The organism is Methanocorpusculum sp., from assembly GCF_030655665.1.
Classification (GTDB): Archaea; Halobacteriota; Methanomicrobia; order Methanomicrobiales; family Methanocorpusculaceae; genus Methanocorpusculum.
In genome coordinates this window covers 217,479-238,290 of the sequence record NZ_JAUSPQ010000004.1, presented here as the reverse complement: position 1 = coordinate 238,290, position 20,812 = coordinate 217,479, and the positions used below count along the sequence as shown (strand labels likewise).

Here is a 20,812-nt window from a genome sequence, read left to right as displayed (position 1 = left end):
TCCCTTATGGAGCAAAATGCGTGTATTCTGGGGAAAGCACTTTTGTAAAAAAATAATTAAAGCAAGGAATATTCTTTTTAGAAAAACCGGCACGCCGGTTTTTCCCCAGCATTTTTCCAGACGGCGTGCGATTCCTGCGCAGGCGATAAGCCGGAGCAGAGCACGACGATGCAAGAAAAATGCGATTTGCGAGAATTCGCGGAGATTCGCGGTGAATTATCTCATGCTTCCCACAGATCCAGTAAAGAAATTAAAGTATGGTCCAATAATACGTTATTTTTGGGATCATACCGCGTAATCCCTATGAAGAAAAGTATTACGTATCAGCTTCTCATCTAATACTGTAATGCGTACATGTACCTTTCCCGTCAGGTCTCTGGGCTCAGCCCTGCCTGCGGTCCCTGATATTTCTGTTTTGTCAGCCTGGATCATGTCGAGGTGTGGTCAGGAAACCGATCTTACCACCTGGAATATAGAAACTACCCTCAAAGATCAGCTTCCTGCGGTGGAATTTCCTGCAGCCGGCGGTGAGTTTTATGCCGATCGTCTCTTTGATGCCTTTACGAACGTGCGTGACGGGGTGTTTATCCGGGAGTTCGATCTGGATATGCACACGATTTTGGCCGATATAGATCTCGTGAACTCGCTGAAGAAAAACTGCTGGTGGAGTCTTCCCTCTCCTTCAGCTTTGGATATCAGTGACGGGTACTTTGGAGATGCCGAAGAGTGTAAGGACTCACTGTCTGAAACGATTTTGTCACTTTGCCGTCTGATGAGGGACGCAGGGATCCGCGGTCATATTCTGACGTCCGAGGCGCCGGAAGAGATCGAGCTCGAATATTTTTCCGGAAAACGGTTCCTCTGGGTCGTTCCCGATGACCATCTGGAAACCATACTTGATGTCCAGCGTGATATCGTGGTTTCGAGGGAAGGAACAGCACGTCTTCCTGAACTGCTGGACTCCTATGAGATCCGCAGAGTTTACGTTCGTGATCCGGATGTTGAATCGCTGACGGCGGTCCTCCGGCACTTCGATCCCGAATATGTCAATGTGTGCGGTGTCGCGCCGGAAGCGGAGCGGGCTCCTTACTGGGAAGGGCTTGCCGGCATTTCGGTCCAACGGGACGTCTGATCCGCGGAAACGAAACATACACATTCGATCCCGACCAATATTTCTGCATCATATGTCTGCGAATGAGTTGTATCGTGTTGAAGTCCGTGTCCAAAATGGTCTGAAAAGATATTATCTGGTGCGTGAAGTCAACACCGATGCGAAAAAATTTGCAGCGGCACGCATGATCAAATCCGGATCGAAGCCGACCAAAGCTGAGATCACCCGGTGTATCGCACTCTACGGATTCGATCTCGAGATGAAATGCATGAATAAGGTGGCGAAGTTTCGTGCAGGGAAGTTTTCCTTTGAGCGGTATGCAGACGAGGATGAATACTTCGAACTGGAACGGTTCAGATATCTGCTTGCGAGACGTCCCCCGGGAGATCCCGCACAGGAGACGGCGGCGTACATCTCCGACGCGGCACGTATCGCTGACGTGGTCGTCACGCCGGCTGAAGTTTCCCGGCTCTTCGCCGCAGGCGAGATCCCGCGCGGCAAACGGCTTTCCGAGATCAATATCATACAAAATCTGAAAAATGCCTATCAGATGCGGGAGAAACATGCGCATCTGACGCCGCGTATGGTCAATACGATCCGGGATGTTCTCACCCAAAATCTTGACGCCTCCCCCTTATCGGACGAATCAAAAAAGATCCTTGCAGAACTGATCGTCTCCTTTGATCAGAAGATCAAAGAAAAAGCGCATCCTTTTGAGCAGTGTTTCCTTTTGTATGAAGCATTTTCTGCAGCATTTCCCGAAGAGGGTCTGCTTGGCGCAGAACTCTTCTCCCGGACGACCGCCGGGTTTGGATACCGCATCCCCGCAGGGACCTGGGCAGAGACTATTCGCTGGGTAAAAAAACAGAACGCCGATATGGAAATCGAGATCCGCCGTTCATTTGATGATCTGACCAAAGGGAAAGTCGGGGTCAGACAAAAACAGCTCGACTTCTTCGGCTGAATCTGCCCCTCAGAGGGGAACGCCCCGTCTCTCAGCAAAACCCAGAATGCCCGGTATTTCCCCTCACCCGCGGCAGATATCCCCGTCCCATCATTTTTCTCAGGCTAAACGAGTATCCTATTTATTAAGTAGTCAGAACTCTCACTAATACACACACTATCATGGACCGTGACAATCAACCGATCAACCTCAAAGATGTACTTATCGAGATGAAAGACATCAGCGAACTCATGGTTGATCTGGCTTATTCTGCAGTGCTTTTCGAAAGCAACGCCATAGCAGATGAAGTCATAGAACTCGAAGAACGTATGAATGACCTCATCTATCAGGCACGTATTACCAGTATGATGAGTGTGCGGCGCATAGAGGAGACCGAACCGATGAGCGGCCTTCTCCAGCTGGCCGAAGCCTCAGAGAGGATATCGAACCATGCGGCTGATATCGCGAAAAATATCATGCGGCATGTCTCCTTTCCCGCGAACCTGCGCAGAGCTCTTCCCGAGGCGGAAGAAGCCACCCACCGAACCGTCGTTGCTGCCGGGAGCCCCCTTGACGGCGCACGACTCGGCGACATCAAGCTCCAGTCCGTTACCGGTATTCGGATCATCCTGATCAGAAGGATGCGTCAGAGACTCTATGATCCTGATAAACATACGGTCCTTCGTGCCGGTGATGTTCTCGTTGGCCGCGGTCCCGAGTATGGATTCCCACAACTCTGTGAACTTGCAGGCCAGCCGGTGCCGGGCGACGAGGCTCAGATCGCATCCCCCATCAACGATCTTGACCGTGCGGTCGCTCTCATGATTGAGATGAAAAATATCAGTGAACTCTCCGTCGGTCTTGCGTACTCCGCTCTGCTCCATGATAATCTGGATCTGGCAAACGAAGTAGTGGCACTCGAAGAAGAGCTCGACGAGATGCGGCTTCGGCTCGATCTCTGGACCCTTGAAGCCGCCAAGCGTACCGAGGATGTCGCAAGCTTACGCGGAATGCTGTATATGTCCTCGTTCGCCGAGTCGATATCGGACGCCGCAAGTTCCATCGCCGATGTAGTTCTCCGGGAGATCGATGTTCCGCCTATCATCAAACGGATCGTTCGGGAATCTGACGAGATCATTGCGTGGGTCACGGTCCATGAAGGATCCACTCTTGACACAAAATCCCTTGCTGAAACTCATGTAGGTACCGTGACCGGAATGGTCATATTTGCCGTCAAACATGAAAACAAGTGGATCTATCGTCCGGGGAGAAACGTCTGTCTGTATGCCGGTGATCTTCTGGTCGCCCGCGGAAGACGTGATGGTGAAGAAAAGCTCTACGGTCTCTGCGGTGCAGATACCGATGAAATAGATGATTTTGAAGAGGAGTAAAAATATGACAGATATCGTATACCGGCTTGGGCCGGGTTGTGAAGTGGATGACATTGTTGAAGGCAACATGTACATCGGCAAAGTCCAGGGTTTTGCGACCTTCGGCACTTTCGTTCAGTTAAATGACAGAACCAAAGGTCTTCTCCATAAAAGTAATGTGCTGACCGATAAACAGGAGCGCGATCCGATCGTCGTTCTCGTTAACCAGATCCGGCCAAACGGCAACATCGATCTCAGAGAGGTTTCCATTCCTGAAGGAAGCTATGAGACCCAGCTTGTCGCAAAGAATATCACCCTGACCAAACTCTCCGATCTGACGGCAAAGACCGGCAGAAACGTCACGATCGAAGCAGATGTCGTGCAGATCAAACAGACCTCGGGTCCGACCATCTTTACCATCTGTGATGACTCCGGTGTCGAAGATGCCGCCGCTTTCACCGAAGCAGGTGTCCGCTCCTATCCTGAAGTAAATCTCGGCGATATCGTCAGAGTATTCGGCGAAGCTACCCGCAGAAACAACCAGATGCAGATCGAGGTCTCCGGCATGCAGGTCCTCAAAGGAGAGGAAGCCGATAATGTGAGAGGACGGATCAACCGTGCACTCGAAGCCCGTGCCGAACCTCCTGAGGTAAAACCCCTGATCCAGAGTGACGTCCTCGATGCTCTCTGGCCCGAGATGCGGAAATTCGCGAAGATCGTCCGGCGTGCCGTTCTCACCCAGCAGCCGATCATCATCCGTCATCACGCGGATGCCGACGGGATCTGTGCGGCCGTTTCAGTAGAAACTGCAGTTACCCAGTTCATCCGTGACAACGGCGGAGACCCCGATCAGGACAACTTCCTTCTGCGCCGCTCTCCCTCGAAAGCTCCTTTCTATGAAATAGAAGATGTGACCCGCGATCTCGACATGATGCTCAAAGACAATGTCCGGTTCGGTCAGAAACTTCCGCTCATCCTTCTCATGGACAACGGTTCGACCGAAGAAGACATGCCGTCATACAAAATGACCGAAGTCTATGGTCTCGACGTCATCGTTGCCGACCACCACCATCCCGATGATACCATCGACAAGTATCTCCTGTGCCATGTTAACCCCTATCATGTCGGCGGCGACTTTGGTGTCACCGCAGGTATGCTTGGAACGGAGATCGCCCGGCTGATCAACCCCGCAATCGAATCACGCATCATGCATTTCCCGGCAGTTGCCGGCGTGGCAGACAGAAGCGAGGCTCCCGAACTTGCCACCTATCTTGCATTGATCGAAGGGAAATACACCCGCGATGAATGTAAAGACATGGCCTTGTCCCTTGATTACGAGCAGTACTGGCTCCGATTCAATGACGGACGCGAGATCGTCAAAGATATCCTCAATATCAACAATGCTCCGGAACGCCATCTAAAACTCGTGAACCTCCTCGTCATCGAGGCAAACCTGGCGATCGAGGATCAGATGAACACTATGATGCCCCACATCCATGATCAGAAGCTTACCTCCGGTGCGAATCTGTTCCTTGCCGATGTGGAGATGTTCGCTCACCGGTTCACTTTCCCGCCTCCGGGCAAATCCTCTGGCGAAGTTCACGATATCCTCTGCAAGAAGTATGTGAACGAACCTGTTGTCACGCTCGGTCTTGGTCCGGACTTTGCGGTCATCAGATCACGCGGTGTCCGGATGAACATCCCCCAGATGGTCAGGTCCATGCGGGATGAGATGCCGGGAGCAGGAATCTCCGGCGGAGGTCACCTCGTTGTCGGCAGCATCAAATTCGTAGAAGGCATGCGGACGCAGGTTATCGAAAAGATGATCGAGAAAATCTCTGAATTTACCGTAGCTTAACGGTAAAAGCACGAATTCTCTTTTTTTGATCCGACAGGATCTGTTACCCAAATCATAACAATATCTTTATAATGTAAAAGATACAATACTTACGTGAGGTAAGTCAAAATGGCCGAACCTAGAACAATTCTTGAAAGATACAACGAAACCCAGGCGAAGATCCTCGGATACCTGAAAGCAGGTGTATCCAAGGGCGGAAGATTCTTTAAAGCGAAGTATATCGCAAAAGATCTCGGTCTCTCTTCAAAAGAAGTTGGGACCAACCTCGCCATCCTCTCCGAAATTTGCGATGAGCTGGATATCAGCCGTTGGAGTTACTCCAACAGTACCACCTGGATGGTAACAAGCAAACCTATGTTATAAAATATCACATACCATCTTGGCAATTCATTTTTTTTGTTTTCCCTAATGGAAAACAACAAACTTAATTACTGTTCCTTCCCTCTATGTTAGTATGGCTGTTAAAATTTTTGAGGTAGTGGAAACCTTGGAATTTGTCTCTGATATCGATGGTGTAAAGGATTGTCTTATGGCCCAGCAGGGTCCTTACTGGTTCAACATCGATGTTCCGAAAGGTTCCGGTCTCAAAGCGGGCGATAAAGTTCGTGTTATTGTCGAGAGGGCTGACTGAGCATTAGGATATGGAACGCAAAACTCTGCTGATCATTGGAGGCGTAGTCTGTGTTCTTGCCGCTATCGCTCTCATTCTGGTGTTTACCGGCGGGAATTCCTTAACTGCGGGGACCTCGGTCTATGAGAATGGTGTATTGACAACACCGATCCATTATGACGGCGAACAGAGAGAGGTGTGGTTCCAGTACAATATCTTCCGTCAGGATACCCTTCTCTCATCAACTCCGGTTTGTGAATCCGAGTCGGTTCTTGGTACGCTGACAAAAGGCGACTCCGTTACTGAACTGCAGATCGACCTTCCGCCGGGCGAATACAAGGTTTTCATCTATGTTCTCGAACGCGCTGAAGGAACCCCCAGGATCACCGGTTTCATCCAGAATATTCTGATCGCATGACGCAGATTTTTGATAATGCCCTTCTTTTTAATCCTGCCGTCGGCGAATGGCGGTTGGCAGCGTTTTCTGTTGACGACGGTCGGGTAACGATAGTTGGAAAACCCGGCGCCCTTAAGGGCGAAAACGTGACCGATCTCTCTGGGGCACGCGTTGTCCCGGGTCTGATCGATGCCCACGTGCATATCGAGAGTTCTCTTCTGACTCCCCGCGAGTTCGGCCGTCTTTCTCTCAAAAACGGCGTGACCACGGTGATCGCGGATCCTCATGAGATCGCCAATGTTTCAGGATGTGCCGGGATCGATTTCATGCTTGAGGATGCGAAGAGTTCGCCTGCCGATATCTTCTTCATGATCCCGTCATGCGTGCCGGCGACCCCTCTGGATAAAGGCGGCGCCGTTGTCTCGTCAAAGGACGTTGCCTCCTATAAAAATACTCCTTCGGTCATCGGACTTGGCGAGATGATGAATGTTCCCGGCGTTCTGTCTGGGGATCCCGAGGTCATGGCAAAGCTCGCTGTATTCGATCACATCGACGGGCATGCTCCGGGACTTTCCGGCGAGGCGCTCTGCAGATATATATCCCGGCATATTAAAACAGATCACGAGTGTATCTCAGCTGCCGAAGGAAATGAAAAACTCTCCCTCGGGATGTATGTTCTTCTCCGTGAAGGAGATGCTGCGAAAAATGTTGCCGCCCTCTCGAAAATCGTGAATGACCGGACCGCCGTAAGGTGCTGTTTCTGCACTGATGACCGGCATGTGGATTCGCGGGTCCGTGAGGGTTCGATCGATCACTGTATTCGGGTCGCGGTCAGATCCGGGATGTCTTTGGAGCATGCTCTGCGGCTTGCGACGCTTTCAGCGGCCGACTGTTTTGGTCTGACCGACCGCGGGATGATCGCTCCCGGAAGAGTTGCCGATTTCTGCATACTGCAGGACGGAGCTGAGTTTTTCGTCTCGGCAGTGTATAAAAACGGGGTCCGCACCTCATCGTTGCCAAACCCCGGAAGTTCCTTGGACTGCATATGTCCGCCGTTCTCCTGCCGTATCCCCGCAAAAGAAGAACTCGCTCTACCGAATGGCAGACTCCGGGTCATAGGTCTTGTTCCGGGTGAGATCATAACCGAGTCTCTTGACAGCGAAACCGCCCGGGATTTTCATAAGGTCGTGAGTGTTGACCGGTACCGGTCTGAAGGGTTCGGCGTCGGGCTTGTCAAAGGTTTTACCTTTGTTAAAGGGGCTATAGCCTCTTCGGTCTCGCATGATGCCCACAACATTATTGCGGCCGGTGTCACGGATGAGGAGATCATTCAGGCGATCCACGCAGTGAACGACAGCGGTGGGGGAATGGCTGTTGTATGCGACGGGGTCACGACCGTTCTCTTTCTCCCCTACGGCGGGTTGATGACGCCTTTGTTCTACGAAGAGGTCGTCACCCGGATGGACGACCTATTCGTCAGGCTGATGTTGACGGGCGCATCGCCGGCGGCGTTCATGAACCTGTCGTTCCTCTCTCTTACGGTCATACCGCATCTCAGGATCACCCCGCGTGGTCTTTTTGACGGGGATGCATTCAAAGACGTGCCGATTTCTTTTTGAGTAGGGGAAAAGACTATCTCGTTTTCGAGACATACGTATCACAATGAACTTTACCCGGCTCTTGTCTCTGTTCATGATAACGGCATTTCTGCTTTTGATTGGTACGGGACCCGTTTTCGCCGCCCAGACCCCGATCATCACGATCTCTGAGGATAATCAGACGGTCAATGATAATACCTCTGTCTTTGTGGACGGATCGAACCGGTACGGGTATCTGACCGTTAATTCTATTGATATCGTTCTTTCGGGAACGGATGCTGAGATCACGGTGCAGTATGAGGTCACGCCATGGATCGCCTTTCTGGTATTCCTTTTCGGAAAGCAGGATCTGAAAAACCGTGTTCTCGCTGTGGTGGGTTATCCCGAGGCGGGAAAAGATTCTCAGGTGGTTACCTATTCATATGTCGATAATGACCGTGCGGTCATCACTGTAAAAAATGTGGTCGTTGATTATGGGGATGGGTCCTACTGGTATCCTGCTCACACGTTTGGTACGGTGATCCCGAAACTGACGTTTGTCCTTACCCCTACTGACTCTAAGATCTTTAATAATACCAAGATCATGTCGAAAGGTTTTGGATATTTCCAGTGATCTGGTATCTGAGTTATCTTTCAGGACTGCCTTTCAGTACCTAACTTTTTTATATACTGGTTTTCCTTTATCGCTGCATCCTTCCGCATCTTCATCAAGTTTCTGCCTGATCTCTATCCATGAATTGATTTTTCTCTGGACAAATGGTCTCAGATAGATGCCGGTAAAGGCAATCGCAAGTCCGGCGATCGTGAGGAGCATCATTGCGATGATGCCGTCTGTTGTGGTGAACGGGAACGGTTCGACCGGCGAGATGGAGAGGAAATAGATTACTGCACCGTAGGTGATCATGCCGGTTGCGATAACAAAGAACGGTACGACAAATATCCTGGAAATGCCTGCCTGATAATTCTGGACATAATCCGTGATCTTTCCGGCAGAGGCTACAAGACCTGCGATAACGATCCAGATGACCGCCCCGTAAAGGAATGATAAGGCGAGATAGAGGACCCCTACATCTCCTGAGTTCGGGAAATTGGTAATAACACTCATCAGCCCGGAGATGACTCCGCCGATGACCAGGATAACTGCGACCAGATAGGCAACAAAGGAGAACTGCCCCTTCCTGAATGATTCAATGACTGCATGCCATGCATAAAAGAAGTACCGATCCAGATCGAATCCCTTGAACAGCAGATACAGCCCGATGATACCTACGGCCACGAGAATTGCGGAAACGCCGGGTGCAAGCAAGGCAACTAAGGCATAGAGAAGAAGGACCAGACCGATCGGAAGCAGAATGATCTTCGCGATCTTCGGGTCGTTCATCAGCTTTTTGATGATATAGTATGTCCCCTCGATGTTTGGAAGCTGTTTGATAATGACCCTTACCACGCCTGATATCTTCAGATGCGACTGAATGATCGGGAGAACGTATTCGTCCTCCGCCCCGTCGGAGATAAGTATACAATCAGTGACCCCGGTGATCTCAATGACCTTTGCGAGAAGGTCTCCGATCCTCCGGTCTCCTTCAAGCATATTCATGTGATTGCCCCCGATCACGGCGACCTCCACGTCCTCGCCGTTAGCTTTCAGCTCATCGTAGGTTTTGATTGCCTGAAAGATGGCATTCGTATCGGAATCTTCAGGATCGGCGAGACCCAGTCTTGTCGCGGCATCAAGACATGCGTCCCTGCCAAGTACGGGACTCTCTATGCCTGCCTTGTATCCCACGTCGTCATCTCTGTCAATGCTCAGGATCAGAGTGCGTGCCCTCATTGTTATACAATTACCATTTATGGATTAAATATCTGTGGGAAAAAAGCGGGAAAAAATATAGGTTATATTTGGAAAACTTCAGATAAGCTTTGAGCGCTGAAGTTTTAATAAGTCCTCGGTAGTCAGTCTCTCACCGCTCTTGAATGCGTTGAAGATGGTTTCTGCTTCCTTTCTTGCGGACTTGTTCTCTTTCACACTCTTAACTTTCTTCTGCTTTGAGCGGATGCCTGTCAGGACTTTATCATAGTCGCGAAGCTGTTTCTGGCATTCGAGGAACTGTTTGTGCTCAGCATCTGCAGCCTCCTGTGCCTCAACGAACTGTTTGTGCTTTGCATCTGCGCCTTCCCGTGATTTGTCGGCCTTTCTGTAGCACTCGACCATCAGGTCGTGGTGTTTCTGGGCAAGCTCGGCTTTCTCCGTAACTTCTGCATGGATCGCTGATGCCTGTTTGCGGAACTCACGTGCCTCGATCAGGCGGGTGCGGACTTCTTTGTTCTGTTCGTGCTCAACTTCCTGGTCCTTGAGTTCGGATCTAAGCTGTTTGATTTTATCAACAAGCTCATTTTCCTTCTCTTTGGACATTGTTTCAGTCTGCTGTCTCTCTTCGAGCTGGTCGATTTGACGCTGGACGTCTTTTGCTGAGGGTTTCTTCTCGTGGCTCTGAGCCGCGGAACCGGTTCCCTGCTCGCCCCGGAGAGCATCGATCTCTTCAAAGAGGGTGTTAGCCTTGTCGTTTAACTCGTTCCTCTTCTCTTTCAGGGACTGAACATCGTTGTTGGACTGGTCACGGAGTTCTTTGTTTTTCTGTGCGTCCTCGACATACTGGCGGGTTGCGTTGTTTAACTCGTTTCTCTCACGGGCAAACTGGCTTGCCTGAGAATTTAACTCGTTACGCTTTACTTTGTGTTCTTCAGACTCTTCGAGGAGTGATTTTCTTTTATCGACAAGATCTTCGGTCAACGTTCTTACCTATCCTGAGCAGCCGTCCGCAGAGAGAAGGATCCGAGGGTCGCCCGCGCTGGAGAAAATACCAAACTGCATGAAAAATGACGCAAAAACAAGTGCAAAGTTTCAATGATAGTATTCAATCTCCTGTACTGGCGGCCGACTCGTTGGACTCTTCCGACTCCGCAGATATACGACTTTCCTATAATTAGTGGTGGTATGGAGAAATAAAGGTGTCGTATAATTATCGTGAAAAAAACAGTCGAATCACCTCAACCCCTATACCTACGGGTCGGGTGTTTTGGGCAGACGGGATATTTGTCTGCCCGGATATATTTCCTAATGGGGTGATGTGGTGAAGGTGACGACGTACCTTCTGGTGCCTTCCATCATCCCGGTCGGGGTATATGTGTGGTGTATGAAACTTACGTATGGTGAGTCGGTTTTACATGATCCAGTCAAACGAGGAACCGCTGCGTGCAGTTGCGGTATTTTGCTGATGGGTCGTGGGAGAGGTGGATGGATTACGTGATGAGATGTTTGAGCCGGAGTTGCCTGCCTGGAAGGTGTTGACTGAGTGACCGCCAAGGATCTGCGGGCTCTGGATGCCGGTCATGATTGCCATGACGGAGACTTTGCCTTCGAAATCTTTGCGGACTCTTGCTCCCCAGATGACATCTGCATGGGGGTCAAGTTCGTAGGTGAGCTGCTGTGCGATCTCTTCTGCATCGTGAAGGGTAAGGTCGTTTCCACCGGTGATGTGGATCAGACTGCCGGTTGCTCCGCGGAAGTCGATGTCGAGAAGCGGGTGGGCAAGACAGTCGCGAATGACGGACTCGGCCTTGTTCTGCTGTTTGGACTCGCCAACAAGCATGACTGCAAGGCCGCCCTTGCTCATGATGGCGCGGACGTCTGCGTAATCGATGTTGATGAGAGATGGTTCGGTGATCGTCTCGGAGATCCCTTTGACGGTTTCGGCGATGAGCTGGTCCATGACAGAGAATGCCTGACCAAGCGGAAGGTTTGGAACGAAGTTCTTGAGTCTGTTGTTGTCAAGGACAATAACGGAGTCTGCTGCCTGGCGCATTGCTTCAAGTCCTTCTTCAGCTTTCAGCATTCTCGCCCGCTCAACCTGGAATGGGTAGCTGACCATCGCAATGACGATGGCGCCGTGTTCTTTGGCGATCTGTGCTACGACGGGTGCGGATCCGGTTCCGGTTCCTCCGCCCATGCCTGCGGTGACAAAGACGAGGTCTGCATCTTTCAGGATCTCTTCAAGGGTCGGGCGTGCCATTTCTGCGGCACGGCGTCCTACGTCTGGGAAACCTCCGGCTCCAAGACCGCGGGTCAGGGATTTGCCGATCAGAACACGCTTGTCGGCCTGGATCATATCCAGGTGCTGCTTGTCGGTGTTGATGGCGATGGTTTCCGATCCTGCGACTTTCATGTTGTGAAGTCTGTTGATCGTGTTGTTTCCAGCGCCGCCGCATCCGACGATAACGATTCTTGGTTGTCCGAGCATGTCATCGTCGTCAACGATGGATGTCGTCTGGATTCCTTTTTCGAGCTCTGAGTTCTTCAGTGCCTCATTGATAATACTCTGCATTTTTGTAAACACCCCAATGATTTTACTGTTATAATCGTCCGTCAAATGATGTTACTTGATCGCTGTCACGCAGTATCCTGTCTCCTCTCTGCGAGAGGAATTCCCTGACTGCATATCGTACTGCTTCAGAAACGGTTGGAAACTCGCCGGATTCGACAAGTAATTCTAGTAGTTCGATTTGCTGAGGGGGTAGGCGTATGGTGATACGGTCCATCATAACTCCAATCTGACATTTGTCAGTCAATTGTCTGCCATTTGTCTGACATATGTAAGACACAGGGCTGACGTCCGATCTTGGACAAAATCTAATTGGATGTTTGAATATATAAATATATCTTGTGATATTCATGTATTAACGCAAGATAATTTTCTATCTGTGGTTTATTTATGTCGAAAGAGACCAAGATTATACTACAAAATGCAGAAACATTTTCCTGAGAAAGCAGTCCATGGCGGTAGGATTATCGCTTTAAGGCAAAAATACGGCTCCGATCTTCTTGACGTGAGTGCAAGTATGAATCCGTTTCTGCCCAAAGTTTCCTGCGATTTCAGGGATGTTGATCTCTGCGTGTATCCTGATGATACATATAGTGCTTTAAAGGATAAAATTGGTCGGGTTTTTTCCCGCCGTACCGATGAGATCTGTGTTGGAAACGGATCGGCTGAGCTGATCCGTGTTTATTGCAGCGTTGTTCTCTCAGCGCTCTCTCCCGTCAGGATCGATCCTCCGACGTTTGGAGAGTATGAGCTTTCCGCAAAACTTGCCGGCGCTCATGTCATCTCCGGCAGGGATGCCGATCTCCGGATCATCTGTAACCCGAATAATCCAACAGGAATTCTAACGCCCCGCGAGAAAATGCTCGCTCTTCTGGATGACTGTACAAAAAAGGGATCCCGGCTCTTTGTTGATGAGGCTTTTATGGAACTCGCCGCACGGGATGAGTCAATTTCTGACATACGGTCAGATGATCTCTTTGTGATGCGTTCGATCACCAAATGTTTCTCGGTCCCCGGGATCAGGTTCGGGTTCGGTTTTGGTCCGGCCGATCTGATCGAAAAGATCGAGACGGTACGAACTCCCTGGACGGTGAACGCCTTTGCGGAAGCCTATACAATGCAGGCTCTTGATCACTATGATGAACTTGCTGTTTCTGCAGAAAAAATCTCCGCTGAACGTGAATGGTACTTCGCCCGCCTCACTGAACTTGGTCTGTCTTTTGCCGAAAGTTCGGTGAACTATATATTAGTGCATCTCGGGAGAAATGCATCTGAGTTCACCGGGTCTATGCTGAAACACGGTGTTCTTGTTAGGGACTGCACATCGTTTGGTCTGCCGGAATCGATCCGCATCTCGGTTGAGATCCGGGAGAAGAACCTCCGTGTGGTGGAGGCCCTTTCTGCATGCTTGCGCTGATCCTTGCCGGCGGTGAAGGTTCAAGACTCCGGCTCGGGGAAAAAGCTCTGGTCATGGTCCACGATCGTCCGATGATCTCCTGGGTACTCGATGCCTTCATCGAAGCCGGATGTGAACCGGTCGTTGTGACTTCCTATAAAACGCCCTTCACCCGGAACTGGTGTCGTGCGAACAATGTTGAGTCAATCGACACGCAGGGGACAGGATACGTCGAGGATCTCTGTGAAGCTGTCGAGATCTCCGGCGAAGATGGTCCGCTCTTTACTTCTGCGGCTGATATTCCCTGCCTCACAGCTGACATCATCGGACAGATACTTGATGCGTATCATGCGTCAGGCAAACCTGCCTGTTCAACATGGGTCCCGATCACTCTTTGTGAAAGATACGGCATGCAGCCAAGATACCGTGAGGAGATCAACGGAGTTCCGGCAGCACCGTGTGCAGTAAATATTTTCATGGGAAGTCTTGTTGCCGAAGTGCAGGACGAACTGTGTCTTTTGCTCGATGAGCCGGGTCTTGCGTTCAATATCAATACGCGTGAAGAGTTAGCGGTTTTAGAACGGGAATTTTGTTCCGTTCGACCTTGTTAGCGAACACCTTTTTTTCTACAATACAAAAAAGCCGTAAGTATAAACACTCCGTCCCGCCAATACTATCTACTCAACATGGCAGATGCAGATATTCGAAACGATATATACGTCCTGGCACTGGAAAACGCCGTTAAACATAAGACTGTTCCCCGTGCCGGCGCAATTCTCGGAAGTGTGATGGGTGCCCACCCTGAACTTCGTGCGAAAGCAAAAGAGATCAATGCTCTTATCCCGGAGATCCTCGCCGAGGTCGCCGCTCTTTCAATTGAAGAACGCGAAGAAAAACTGATCTCTCTCAATCCGGGTGCAATAGAAAAGATGCATGAAAAAAAGGAGAGGAGCCATGAACTTCCTGACCTTCCGAACGCTGAATTCGGGGTCGTCATGCGGTTTGCACCCAACCCGTCCGGCCCTCTTCATCTTGGACACGCCCGCGCTTCGGTACTGAACGACTATTACGTGAAAAAATACGGCGGCAAATTCTATTACCGCGTCGAAGATACCGATCCGAAACGTGTCGATCCGTCAGCATATGAAATGGTCCCCGAAGATCTTGCATGGCTCGGGATCGGGATCACCGATGTGATCTATCAGTCGGATCGTTTTGAGATCTACTATGCGTATGCACGCGAACTTCTCCAGCTCGGCGGGGCATATATGTGTACCTGCGATAACAACGAGTTCCGTGAGAAAAAGCTCAAGAAGATCCCCTGTCCCTGCCGTGGCATTCCTGTCGAAGAGAACCTGAAAAGATTCGATGATATGATTGCCGGAAAGTATGTCGAAGGGGAGATCACGCTCCGGGTAAAAACCGATATATCACACCCTGACCCGGCTGTGCGTGATTTTGCCGCGATGCGTGTTCTGACCAGCACGCCCCACCCGAGAAAGCCGGATGTCTATGTTTACCCTCTGATGAACTTCTCGGTGGTGATAGATGACCATCTCCTTGGTATGACGCATGTTATCCGCGGGAAGGATCATATCGCAAACACCCGCCGTCAGGAGTATATCTACAACTACTTCGGCTGGAAGATGCCGTACTTCTATCATTACGGGAGAATGTCCATCGCCGGACTCGAGTTGTCCACCTCAGGTATGCGCAGAGGGATCAACGAAGGTCTCTACACCGGTTGGGATGATATCCATCTCGGAACGCTTCGTGCTCTTGCCCGCCGCGGTATTCAGCCGGAGGCAGTTCGCGCTGCCACGATAGATATCGGCATGGGCGATACGGATATTTCGTTCTCCTGGGAAAATCTGTTTGCTCAGAACAAGGCGGTCATTGATGCCGGGGCGGATCGGTACTTCTTCGTTCCCGAGCCCGTTGAAGTGGAGATCACCGGTGCCCCAAAGACCGAGGCACACGCTCCGGTATATCCAAATCAGCCCGAGCGGGGAGAACGTGTTCTTCCGTTCACGGGCCGTGTTCTTCTGCCGAAGAGTGAGATGGAAAAGGGCGGGATGCTTAGACTCAAGGATCTGTTCAATATCAATATCACTGGTCCAAGTTCGGCTGAGTATGCGGGAGATTCCCTTGCCGATGCACGTTCTCTTAAGGCCGCGATCGTTCAGTGGCTTCCAATCGAAATGGCAGCTTCCTGTTCGCTTCTTATGCCGGAAGGCATCTTTGAAGGGTTCTGTGAGTCGGCTGTTCGTGAATATGCGGGCAGAATCGTTCAGTTTGAGCGGGTCGGCTTCTCAAAGATCGATGCAGTCATAGATGGAAAAGTGATCGCGTACTTCACTCACCGCTGATGTCAGCGTCTGAGGTTGCCGGACTTCTGTCCGCGGAGGAGGTGACCCTTTCCCATGTCCGCCGGGCCGTTCATCATCTCCCAAAGTCGAGTAGGGCCGTTCTTTATGAGGAGACCAATCCTCTCCATCCTTCTGCGGTCGGCGAGTTCTTTGAAGCCCTCTCGTATGAACTTCTTTTGAGCGCATCGGAGAATTCTTCTTCCATCGTGTCGATTGCCGCGAAACTAGCCGATGCGGTCTATATTCCTTACGATAAATATGCTCCGGACGGTTTGTGGTACTCGCGGGACGGCGGCATTCGGTTTAAGATGAAGGGTCGTGTCGTTGCGGAGATGGATCTTCTTATCAGGACACGTGACGGTGTCCGGATTTTCGGCGAGGTGATCACCGGTTCTGCAGGGACCAAAGGGTTTCTGACAGAGATCGCTGCAAAAAAATCACTCTTATCTGAGATCTACGGTGACCCGGTCGAGTTTCTGCTGGTCCTCCCCTATGAACCGCACTCAGGTCTTCGCTGCGTGGGTGAGAATGATGCGTTCGCGGTCATTTCGGGTGGGGACACTCTTTACCGAAACGTACATAGATCAGAAGTTATGGTGCGAAATCTATCACCCGCGAAGAGTACCAAAAGAGTGGACGGCAGGGTCTGGTAAATTTTTGGCGAATTCTAAACTTGACAGTTGGCGTAAATAAAAAAAAATACTGCGTCCCGGAAAATGGTGCTCAAAAGCTTTGAAAACGCACTCGTGAGTCACTTCCTATCTGATTTAGGGGTGCGGGAGGGCGACTCCGGCGCGGAGCCCGACGCGGCGGAATATCCTGTTCTCAAGATTCATATGGGCAGTTAAAGTCACTTGCCTGTCGAGGAATATTCTGTAGCTGTCAAATATTATATAAAAAAGGGGGGTATGTCAGAGTGCATTGACCAGGGATTTTCTGGTGATGAACCCGATGACCTTTTCACCGTCAGCAATAGGAACAGTGCTGATATTTTTTGCGAGCATCATGTCCACTACTTTCGAGACAGGGGTATTTACCTGTGTAGTAATGAGGGGTGTTGACATAATGTCTGCTGCAGTTACGTTTCGGAGTGCATTGTCGAAGTGTTTATCGATTTCGCTTTTCAGTTTTACGAGGACTTTCGCAATATCTGTTTCAGTGACAATACCCACAGACTTGTTTCCATCCATCACAATAAACCGGGTCGCGCCATTGTTTGCCATTCTGCGGTGCAGCTGGACGAGGCGGTCGTCCGGTGTGATTCTTGGGGCGATCTCCGTCATTGTATCAAGCGGCCCTTCGGGGATGATGTGTCTTAACAAGTCGCCTTTGGTGACCTGACCGATGAGCCGGTGTTCGTCATCCCAAACAATGACTATCTTGTATCTTTGGAGAAGCGGGACGAGTAGCTCCGCGTCCTGATCCTGATAAACCGAGGTAAAGTCATCTCTCGTGACGCTTGCAACACGGATCTGGGAAGCTGGAATATTTCCAGTTTTTTTGCTTCCCATTTTTTCTGCGATGGTCCTGCGGGCTGCAGTTCCAACGACCACATGGTCGTTTGTTACAACGATCGGGTCGATACCTTCGTTGAGCATCTTTGAAAGAGCTTCCGGGATCAGTGCAGATTTTGCAATCGAAACGGGTTTAGACATTACGTCTTTTACGGTTAGTTTCTGGTTCATGTTTGCTTCCTCCTCTTTGAAGAGTTTATTCAATCGTGTGGCGGAAAACACTGTTTCTCTTTGCAGTCCAACTCCTGCAAAAGATGTTTTCGGGTTTCCACCAGATGAATCGTCTGCATATTTTTTCAGACGTCATATGGTGAAAAAGTTCAGATCTTTCCTGTAAGAGCTTTTACCAGATCAAATTCGGTCACGATCCCGCTAAGCCGCCCCCCGTCCATTACGGGGAACGCTCCGATCCCACGGGCCAGCATCTCTTTTGCTACCGTGTTGATCGGCATATCGGCTGAGACCGTTCTGATGTCTGATGCCGTCATAATATCCCGAACAGGGAGGCTCAGGACTTCATCAACGGTTCCGTTGTGCATCTCGGAAAAGACTCTGCCTTTTCCAAGATAGCCCATGATATCCGTGGCGGTAATCATTCCAAGCAGGATCCCGTCTTTTACGACAGGCAGCCGGCGATATCCATCATCCACGATCTGTTTTGTTACATGGATGAGCGGCAGATCTGGTGCGACCTTCTTTGGACACGGCGTCATGATCTCATCGACCACCAGTTCTGACTCCTCTCCGGCAAGCATCCGCATCAGATCATACTCGGTGACGATGCCTGCTAAGGTGGTGTCAGCGTTAAGAATTGGGAAACCTCCGTGTCCTGTTTCCAGGAGGATGTTTGCCGCTTCTTTTACGGTCGTTGAAGGCGAGAAGCCGGTCACATTTTCGGTGGCTATCTCCCGCAGGCTTTCATTTAAGGCGGCCAGAAGATTCCCCTTATGTTTGTTTGCAATAAGGTTGTATCTGCTTCCTCCTCCCATCATGTCTATAACATCAGTGATCGTTACAATCCCAATGAGTTTCTTGGTTCCGGGATCCGTGATCGGCAGGCGACGAAAGTTGTGCCGGCTCATCATCTGGATCCCTTCGATGATACTCATAGTTGGGGGGACCGAGATGACATTCAGACTTGCGATATCAAGAACACTGTTCTTTTTTCCTTTGGATTGCTTTGCTGGTGTTGTCATGTTTTTACCAACATCAAAGTGGTATAATGAGTTAATGCTCTGTCATGACTTAATAGGCTTATGATACGAGTATTTTTTTTCGATCGCAGGAAAAATTCGTGAACGGAATGCAGATATTTGTCTATTCCTGATAAATATTTTTCGGAAGTCCTGTTCACAACAAAGATTCCAGATGGTATTCGCAGTTCCCTAGGAGTGGAGTCGGATTAGGCCGTTATGTTGAGTCGATATTTCTCCGGACAATAGCATGAGGTTTATATCTCATTAAGAGAGAATATACTACATAGTCCAATTTAGGTGTTTTAATGGTAGCATTTCCTCGTATCAGAAGCTTTTTCGGAAAGCTGTTTGGCAAAAAACGCTCGCGGGTGGGCATCTATGGTCCGCCGAATGCGGGTAAGACCACACTTGCCAACCGTATTGTCCGCGATGTGACCGGTGAAGCGGTTGGTCCAGTCAGCGAAATTCCTCACGAGACCCGCCGTGCGAGAAGAAAGGAAGGTGTTGAGATCAACTCGGGCAGTAGCAAGTTGTTTATTGATATCGTTGATACTCCCGGTGTCACAACAAAGATCGATTATCACGAGTTCCTCGAATATGGTATGGATCAGGACGAGGCCGTGGCTCGTGCCCGTGAAGCGACAGAAGGTGTTGCAGAAGCAATGCACTGGCTGCGTGAAGATATCGACGGCGTGATCTATGTTCTCGACAGTACCCAGGACCCGTTCATGCATGTTAACATCATGATGGTGGGTATCATCGAATCCCGTAAACTTCCAGTCATTATTGTTGCAAACAAGATCGATCTGCCTGATGCAGCTCCGCAGAGGATCAAGAGTGCGTTCCCCCAGCACCCGGTGATTCAAATCTCCGGTCTTGATGGTAACAACATGGAAGAGCTTTATGCGAAGATCTCCGAGGTTTTCAGGTGAGGTAGATGATTCAGGGAGTTCAGATTGATATGCTGTCTGCCGAGCGTCTTTCCAAGATGACGTCGTATGAAAAGATACGACTGATCCTGGATGATGTTCGTCAGGGCAGTGTTGTTGTTCTTGAGCAGGGTCTTACCCCGGAGGAACAGGGCAAACTTCTCGAGACAACCATGATGGAGATCACCCCGGGTGGATTTACCGGAATCGAGATCGAAACGTATCCATCGATGGGCGGTGACAAAGGATTCTTTACGAAAGTATTCGGCAAGAAGACAAACACCCCGCGTCTGATGGTCATCGGTCCGGTCGATCAGCTCAAAATGCTTTCCCGGGAAAAAGACAGACTTATTGCTTGGGCTTCAGCAGCGCAGTAATCCATGCCGCATAAGTGTACAAAATGTGGACGCGAGTTTCGTGACGGGTCGGTCGAGATCCTTCGCGGATGTCCGAGTTGCGGCGGTAAAAAATTCCTCTACGTAAGTGACCGTGTGAAAAACGCGGATGTTTTAGAGGAGAAGTCTATCGAAACGATCGCTGAGGAAACCAAGCAGGAAGTGCTCGAAGTAAAACACCAGGGTCCGGCTACCCGCCCGACCGATATTTTAGAGCGTGTCGAGAGTGTCAGAATCGTCAGTAAAGGTACCTACGAACTGAATCTCGAACGGCTTGCAGAATCCCAGGATATCATTATAGGGATGGGAGATGACGGCAAATATATGCTGGATCTTCCTTCCATGTCAAAAAGAAAGAGCGATCCAAAAAAGAAATAGGATCATCTGTACTTTTTTTGCAGCATATCGCCAAAACCGTAATCAGGCTAACTGTAATTCCACGTGGGCGTTATAATCCTGGTGATTTTCTGCACGATGATTTTTTCTAGATCTTTGGCTGCTGTGATACTTTTAAATTAAGAGAATCGGTAATTATGCTAATTACAGTAAAAAATCTCAAAAAAACGAAGCGGGCCTAAAGGGATTTGAACCCCTGGCCTACGGATTAAGAGTCCGTCGCTATGCCTGACTAAGCTATAGGCCCCGGTATTTGTGTCGTTTGACCTAACTAAATACGTCATAGGAATATTTATAGATTTTCTTATGGCCGTTTCAAGGCCGTTCAATCTCCATATCCTTAATAAACAA

Annotated in this window: 22 protein-coding genes and 1 tRNA gene; 16 read left to right on the top strand and 7 right to left on the bottom strand. The window is 50.0% G+C overall.

All coding sequences use genetic code 11. The features are described from left to right. Positions 1-346: 346 nt before the first annotated feature. From Q7J08_RS02610 to Q7J08_RS02570, 9 genes are all read left to right on the top strand, one after another. Entirely contained in the window at positions 347-1,132 is a 786-nt protein-coding gene (locus tag Q7J08_RS02610; protein WP_304910132.1) for a hypothetical protein, read from the top strand. 52 nt (positions 1,133-1,184) lie between these two features. Continuing rightward, complete coding sequence (locus tag Q7J08_RS02605) at positions 1,185-2,075, top strand: hypothetical protein (protein WP_304910131.1); 891 nt, start codon at positions 1,185-1,187, stop codon at positions 2,073-2,075. 161 nt (positions 2,076-2,236) lie between these two features. After that, a complete protein-coding gene (locus tag Q7J08_RS02600; RefSeq protein ID WP_304910130.1) occupies positions 2,237-3,445 on the top strand; it encodes a potassium channel family protein in 1,209 nt (402 codons plus the stop codon). Between the two features lie 4 nt (positions 3,446-3,449). Further along, on the top strand, positions 3,450-5,282 hold the full coding sequence (locus tag Q7J08_RS02595; RefSeq protein WP_304910129.1) for a DHH family phosphoesterase: 1,833 nt from the start codon (positions 3,450-3,452) through the stop codon (positions 5,280-5,282). A gap of 108 nt (positions 5,283-5,390) precedes the next feature. Next, positions 5,391-5,645, top strand: a complete 255-nt coding sequence (locus Q7J08_RS02590) for a hypothetical protein (RefSeq protein ID WP_304910128.1) — start codon at positions 5,391-5,393, stop codon at positions 5,643-5,645. A 91-nt stretch (positions 5,646-5,736) separates the two neighbouring features. Beyond that, positions 5,737-5,913, top strand: a complete 177-nt coding sequence (locus tag Q7J08_RS02585; protein WP_304910127.1) for a hypothetical protein — start codon at positions 5,737-5,739, stop codon at positions 5,911-5,913. Between the two features lie 10 nt (positions 5,914-5,923). Beyond that, positions 5,924-6,310 carry a hypothetical protein gene (locus Q7J08_RS02580; protein ID WP_304910126.1) on the top strand — a complete coding sequence of 129 codons (387 nt, stop codon included), beginning with the start codon at positions 5,924-5,926 and terminating at the stop codon, positions 6,308-6,310. Then, a complete protein-coding gene (gene ade, locus Q7J08_RS02575; protein WP_304910125.1) occupies positions 6,307-7,908 on the top strand; it encodes an adenine deaminase in 1,602 nt (533 codons plus the stop codon). The genes Q7J08_RS02580 and ade overlap by 4 nt, the downstream gene beginning before the upstream one ends. 43 nt (positions 7,909-7,951) lie before the next feature. After that, entirely contained in the window at positions 7,952-8,500 is a 549-nt protein-coding gene (locus tag Q7J08_RS02570; RefSeq protein ID WP_304910124.1) for a hypothetical protein, read from the top strand. A 33-nt stretch (positions 8,501-8,533) separates the two neighbouring features. Here the strand turns inward: Q7J08_RS02570 and Q7J08_RS02565 are convergent, their stop codons facing one another. The 4 genes from Q7J08_RS02565 to Q7J08_RS02550 all read right to left on the bottom strand — a co-directional run bounded on the left by Q7J08_RS02565 (position 8,534) and on the right by Q7J08_RS02550 (position 12,483). Beyond that, positions 8,534-9,718, bottom strand: a complete 1,185-nt coding sequence (locus tag Q7J08_RS02565; RefSeq protein ID WP_304910123.1) for a DUF373 family protein — start codon at positions 9,716-9,718, stop codon at positions 8,534-8,536. Between the two features lie 78 nt (positions 9,719-9,796). Continuing rightward, positions 9,797-10,678 carry a coiled-coil protein gene (locus Q7J08_RS02560; RefSeq protein WP_304910122.1) on the bottom strand — a complete coding sequence of 294 codons (882 nt, stop codon included), beginning with the start codon at positions 10,676-10,678 and terminating at the stop codon, positions 9,797-9,799. A gap of 430 nt (positions 10,679-11,108) precedes the next feature. Next, positions 11,109-12,269, bottom strand: coding sequence for a cell division protein FtsZ (gene ftsZ / locus Q7J08_RS02555; protein ID WP_304910121.1), 1,161 nt, complete (start codon positions 12,267-12,269; stop codon positions 11,109-11,111). A gap of 28 nt (positions 12,270-12,297) precedes the next feature. Next, the gene (locus tag Q7J08_RS02550) at positions 12,298-12,483 is read right to left on the bottom strand and encodes a type II toxin-antitoxin system ParD family antitoxin (protein ID WP_304910177.1); all 186 of its coding nucleotides are present in this window, start codon (positions 12,481-12,483) and stop codon (positions 12,298-12,300) included. A gap of 204 nt (positions 12,484-12,687) precedes the next feature. Between Q7J08_RS02550 and Q7J08_RS02545 the strand changes: the two genes are divergently transcribed. The 4 genes from Q7J08_RS02545 to Q7J08_RS02530 all read left to right on the top strand — a co-directional run bounded on the left by Q7J08_RS02545 (position 12,688) and on the right by Q7J08_RS02530 (position 16,684). Then, positions 12,688-13,683: a histidinol-phosphate transaminase gene (locus Q7J08_RS02545; protein WP_304910120.1), complete on the top strand. Its 996-nt coding sequence runs from the start codon at positions 12,688-12,690 to the stop codon at positions 13,681-13,683. Further along, positions 13,671-14,273 carry an NTP transferase domain-containing protein gene (locus Q7J08_RS02540; RefSeq protein WP_304910119.1) on the top strand — a complete coding sequence of 201 codons (603 nt, stop codon included), beginning with the start codon at positions 13,671-13,673 and terminating at the stop codon, positions 14,271-14,273. Before Q7J08_RS02545 ends, Q7J08_RS02540 begins: the two co-directional genes overlap by 13 nt. Before the next feature lie 75 nt (positions 14,274-14,348). Beyond that, a complete protein-coding gene (locus tag Q7J08_RS02535; protein WP_304910118.1) occupies positions 14,349-16,031 on the top strand; it encodes a glutamate--tRNA ligase in 1,683 nt (560 codons plus the stop codon). Continuing rightward, on the top strand, positions 16,031-16,684 hold the full coding sequence (locus Q7J08_RS02530) for a hypothetical protein (RefSeq protein WP_304910117.1): 654 nt from the start codon (positions 16,031-16,033) through the stop codon (positions 16,682-16,684). Before Q7J08_RS02535 ends, Q7J08_RS02530 begins: the two co-directional genes overlap by 1 nt. Before the next feature lie 258 nt (positions 16,685-16,942). Here Q7J08_RS02530 and Q7J08_RS02525 read toward each other — a convergent pair whose 3' ends face one another. Continuing rightward, positions 16,943-17,716, bottom strand: coding sequence for an HPP family protein (locus Q7J08_RS02525; RefSeq protein ID WP_304910116.1), 774 nt, complete (start codon positions 17,714-17,716; stop codon positions 16,943-16,945). Positions 17,717-17,865: 149 nt separating this feature from the next. Continuing rightward, complete coding sequence (locus Q7J08_RS02520) at positions 17,866-18,741, bottom strand: CBS domain-containing protein (RefSeq protein ID WP_304910115.1); 876 nt, start codon at positions 18,739-18,741, stop codon at positions 17,866-17,868. Positions 18,742-19,046: 305 nt separating this feature from the next. Here Q7J08_RS02520 and Q7J08_RS02515 point away from each other — a divergent pair, with 305 nt between their 5' ends. The 3 genes from Q7J08_RS02515 to Q7J08_RS02505 are packed head-to-tail and all read left to right on the top strand — an operon-like array spanning position 19,047 to position 20,443. Continuing rightward, positions 19,047-19,673 carry an Era-like GTP-binding protein gene (locus tag Q7J08_RS02515; protein WP_304910114.1) on the top strand — a complete coding sequence of 209 codons (627 nt, stop codon included), beginning with the start codon at positions 19,047-19,049 and terminating at the stop codon, positions 19,671-19,673. Positions 19,674-19,678: 5 nt separating this feature from the next. Beyond that, complete coding sequence (locus Q7J08_RS02510) at positions 19,679-20,047, top strand: DUF2073 domain-containing protein (protein WP_304910113.1); 369 nt, start codon at positions 19,679-19,681, stop codon at positions 20,045-20,047. Between the two features lie 3 nt (positions 20,048-20,050). Continuing rightward, entirely contained in the window at positions 20,051-20,443 is a 393-nt protein-coding gene (locus Q7J08_RS02505; RefSeq protein WP_304910112.1) for a Zn-ribbon domain-containing protein, read from the top strand. 191 nt (positions 20,444-20,634) lie between these two features. On the opposite strand, the gene Q7J08_RS02500 is transcribed toward Q7J08_RS02505, so the two are convergent. Beyond that, a tRNA-Lys gene (locus Q7J08_RS02500) sits at positions 20,635-20,708 on the bottom strand. Positions 20,709-20,812 lie beyond the last annotated feature (104 nt).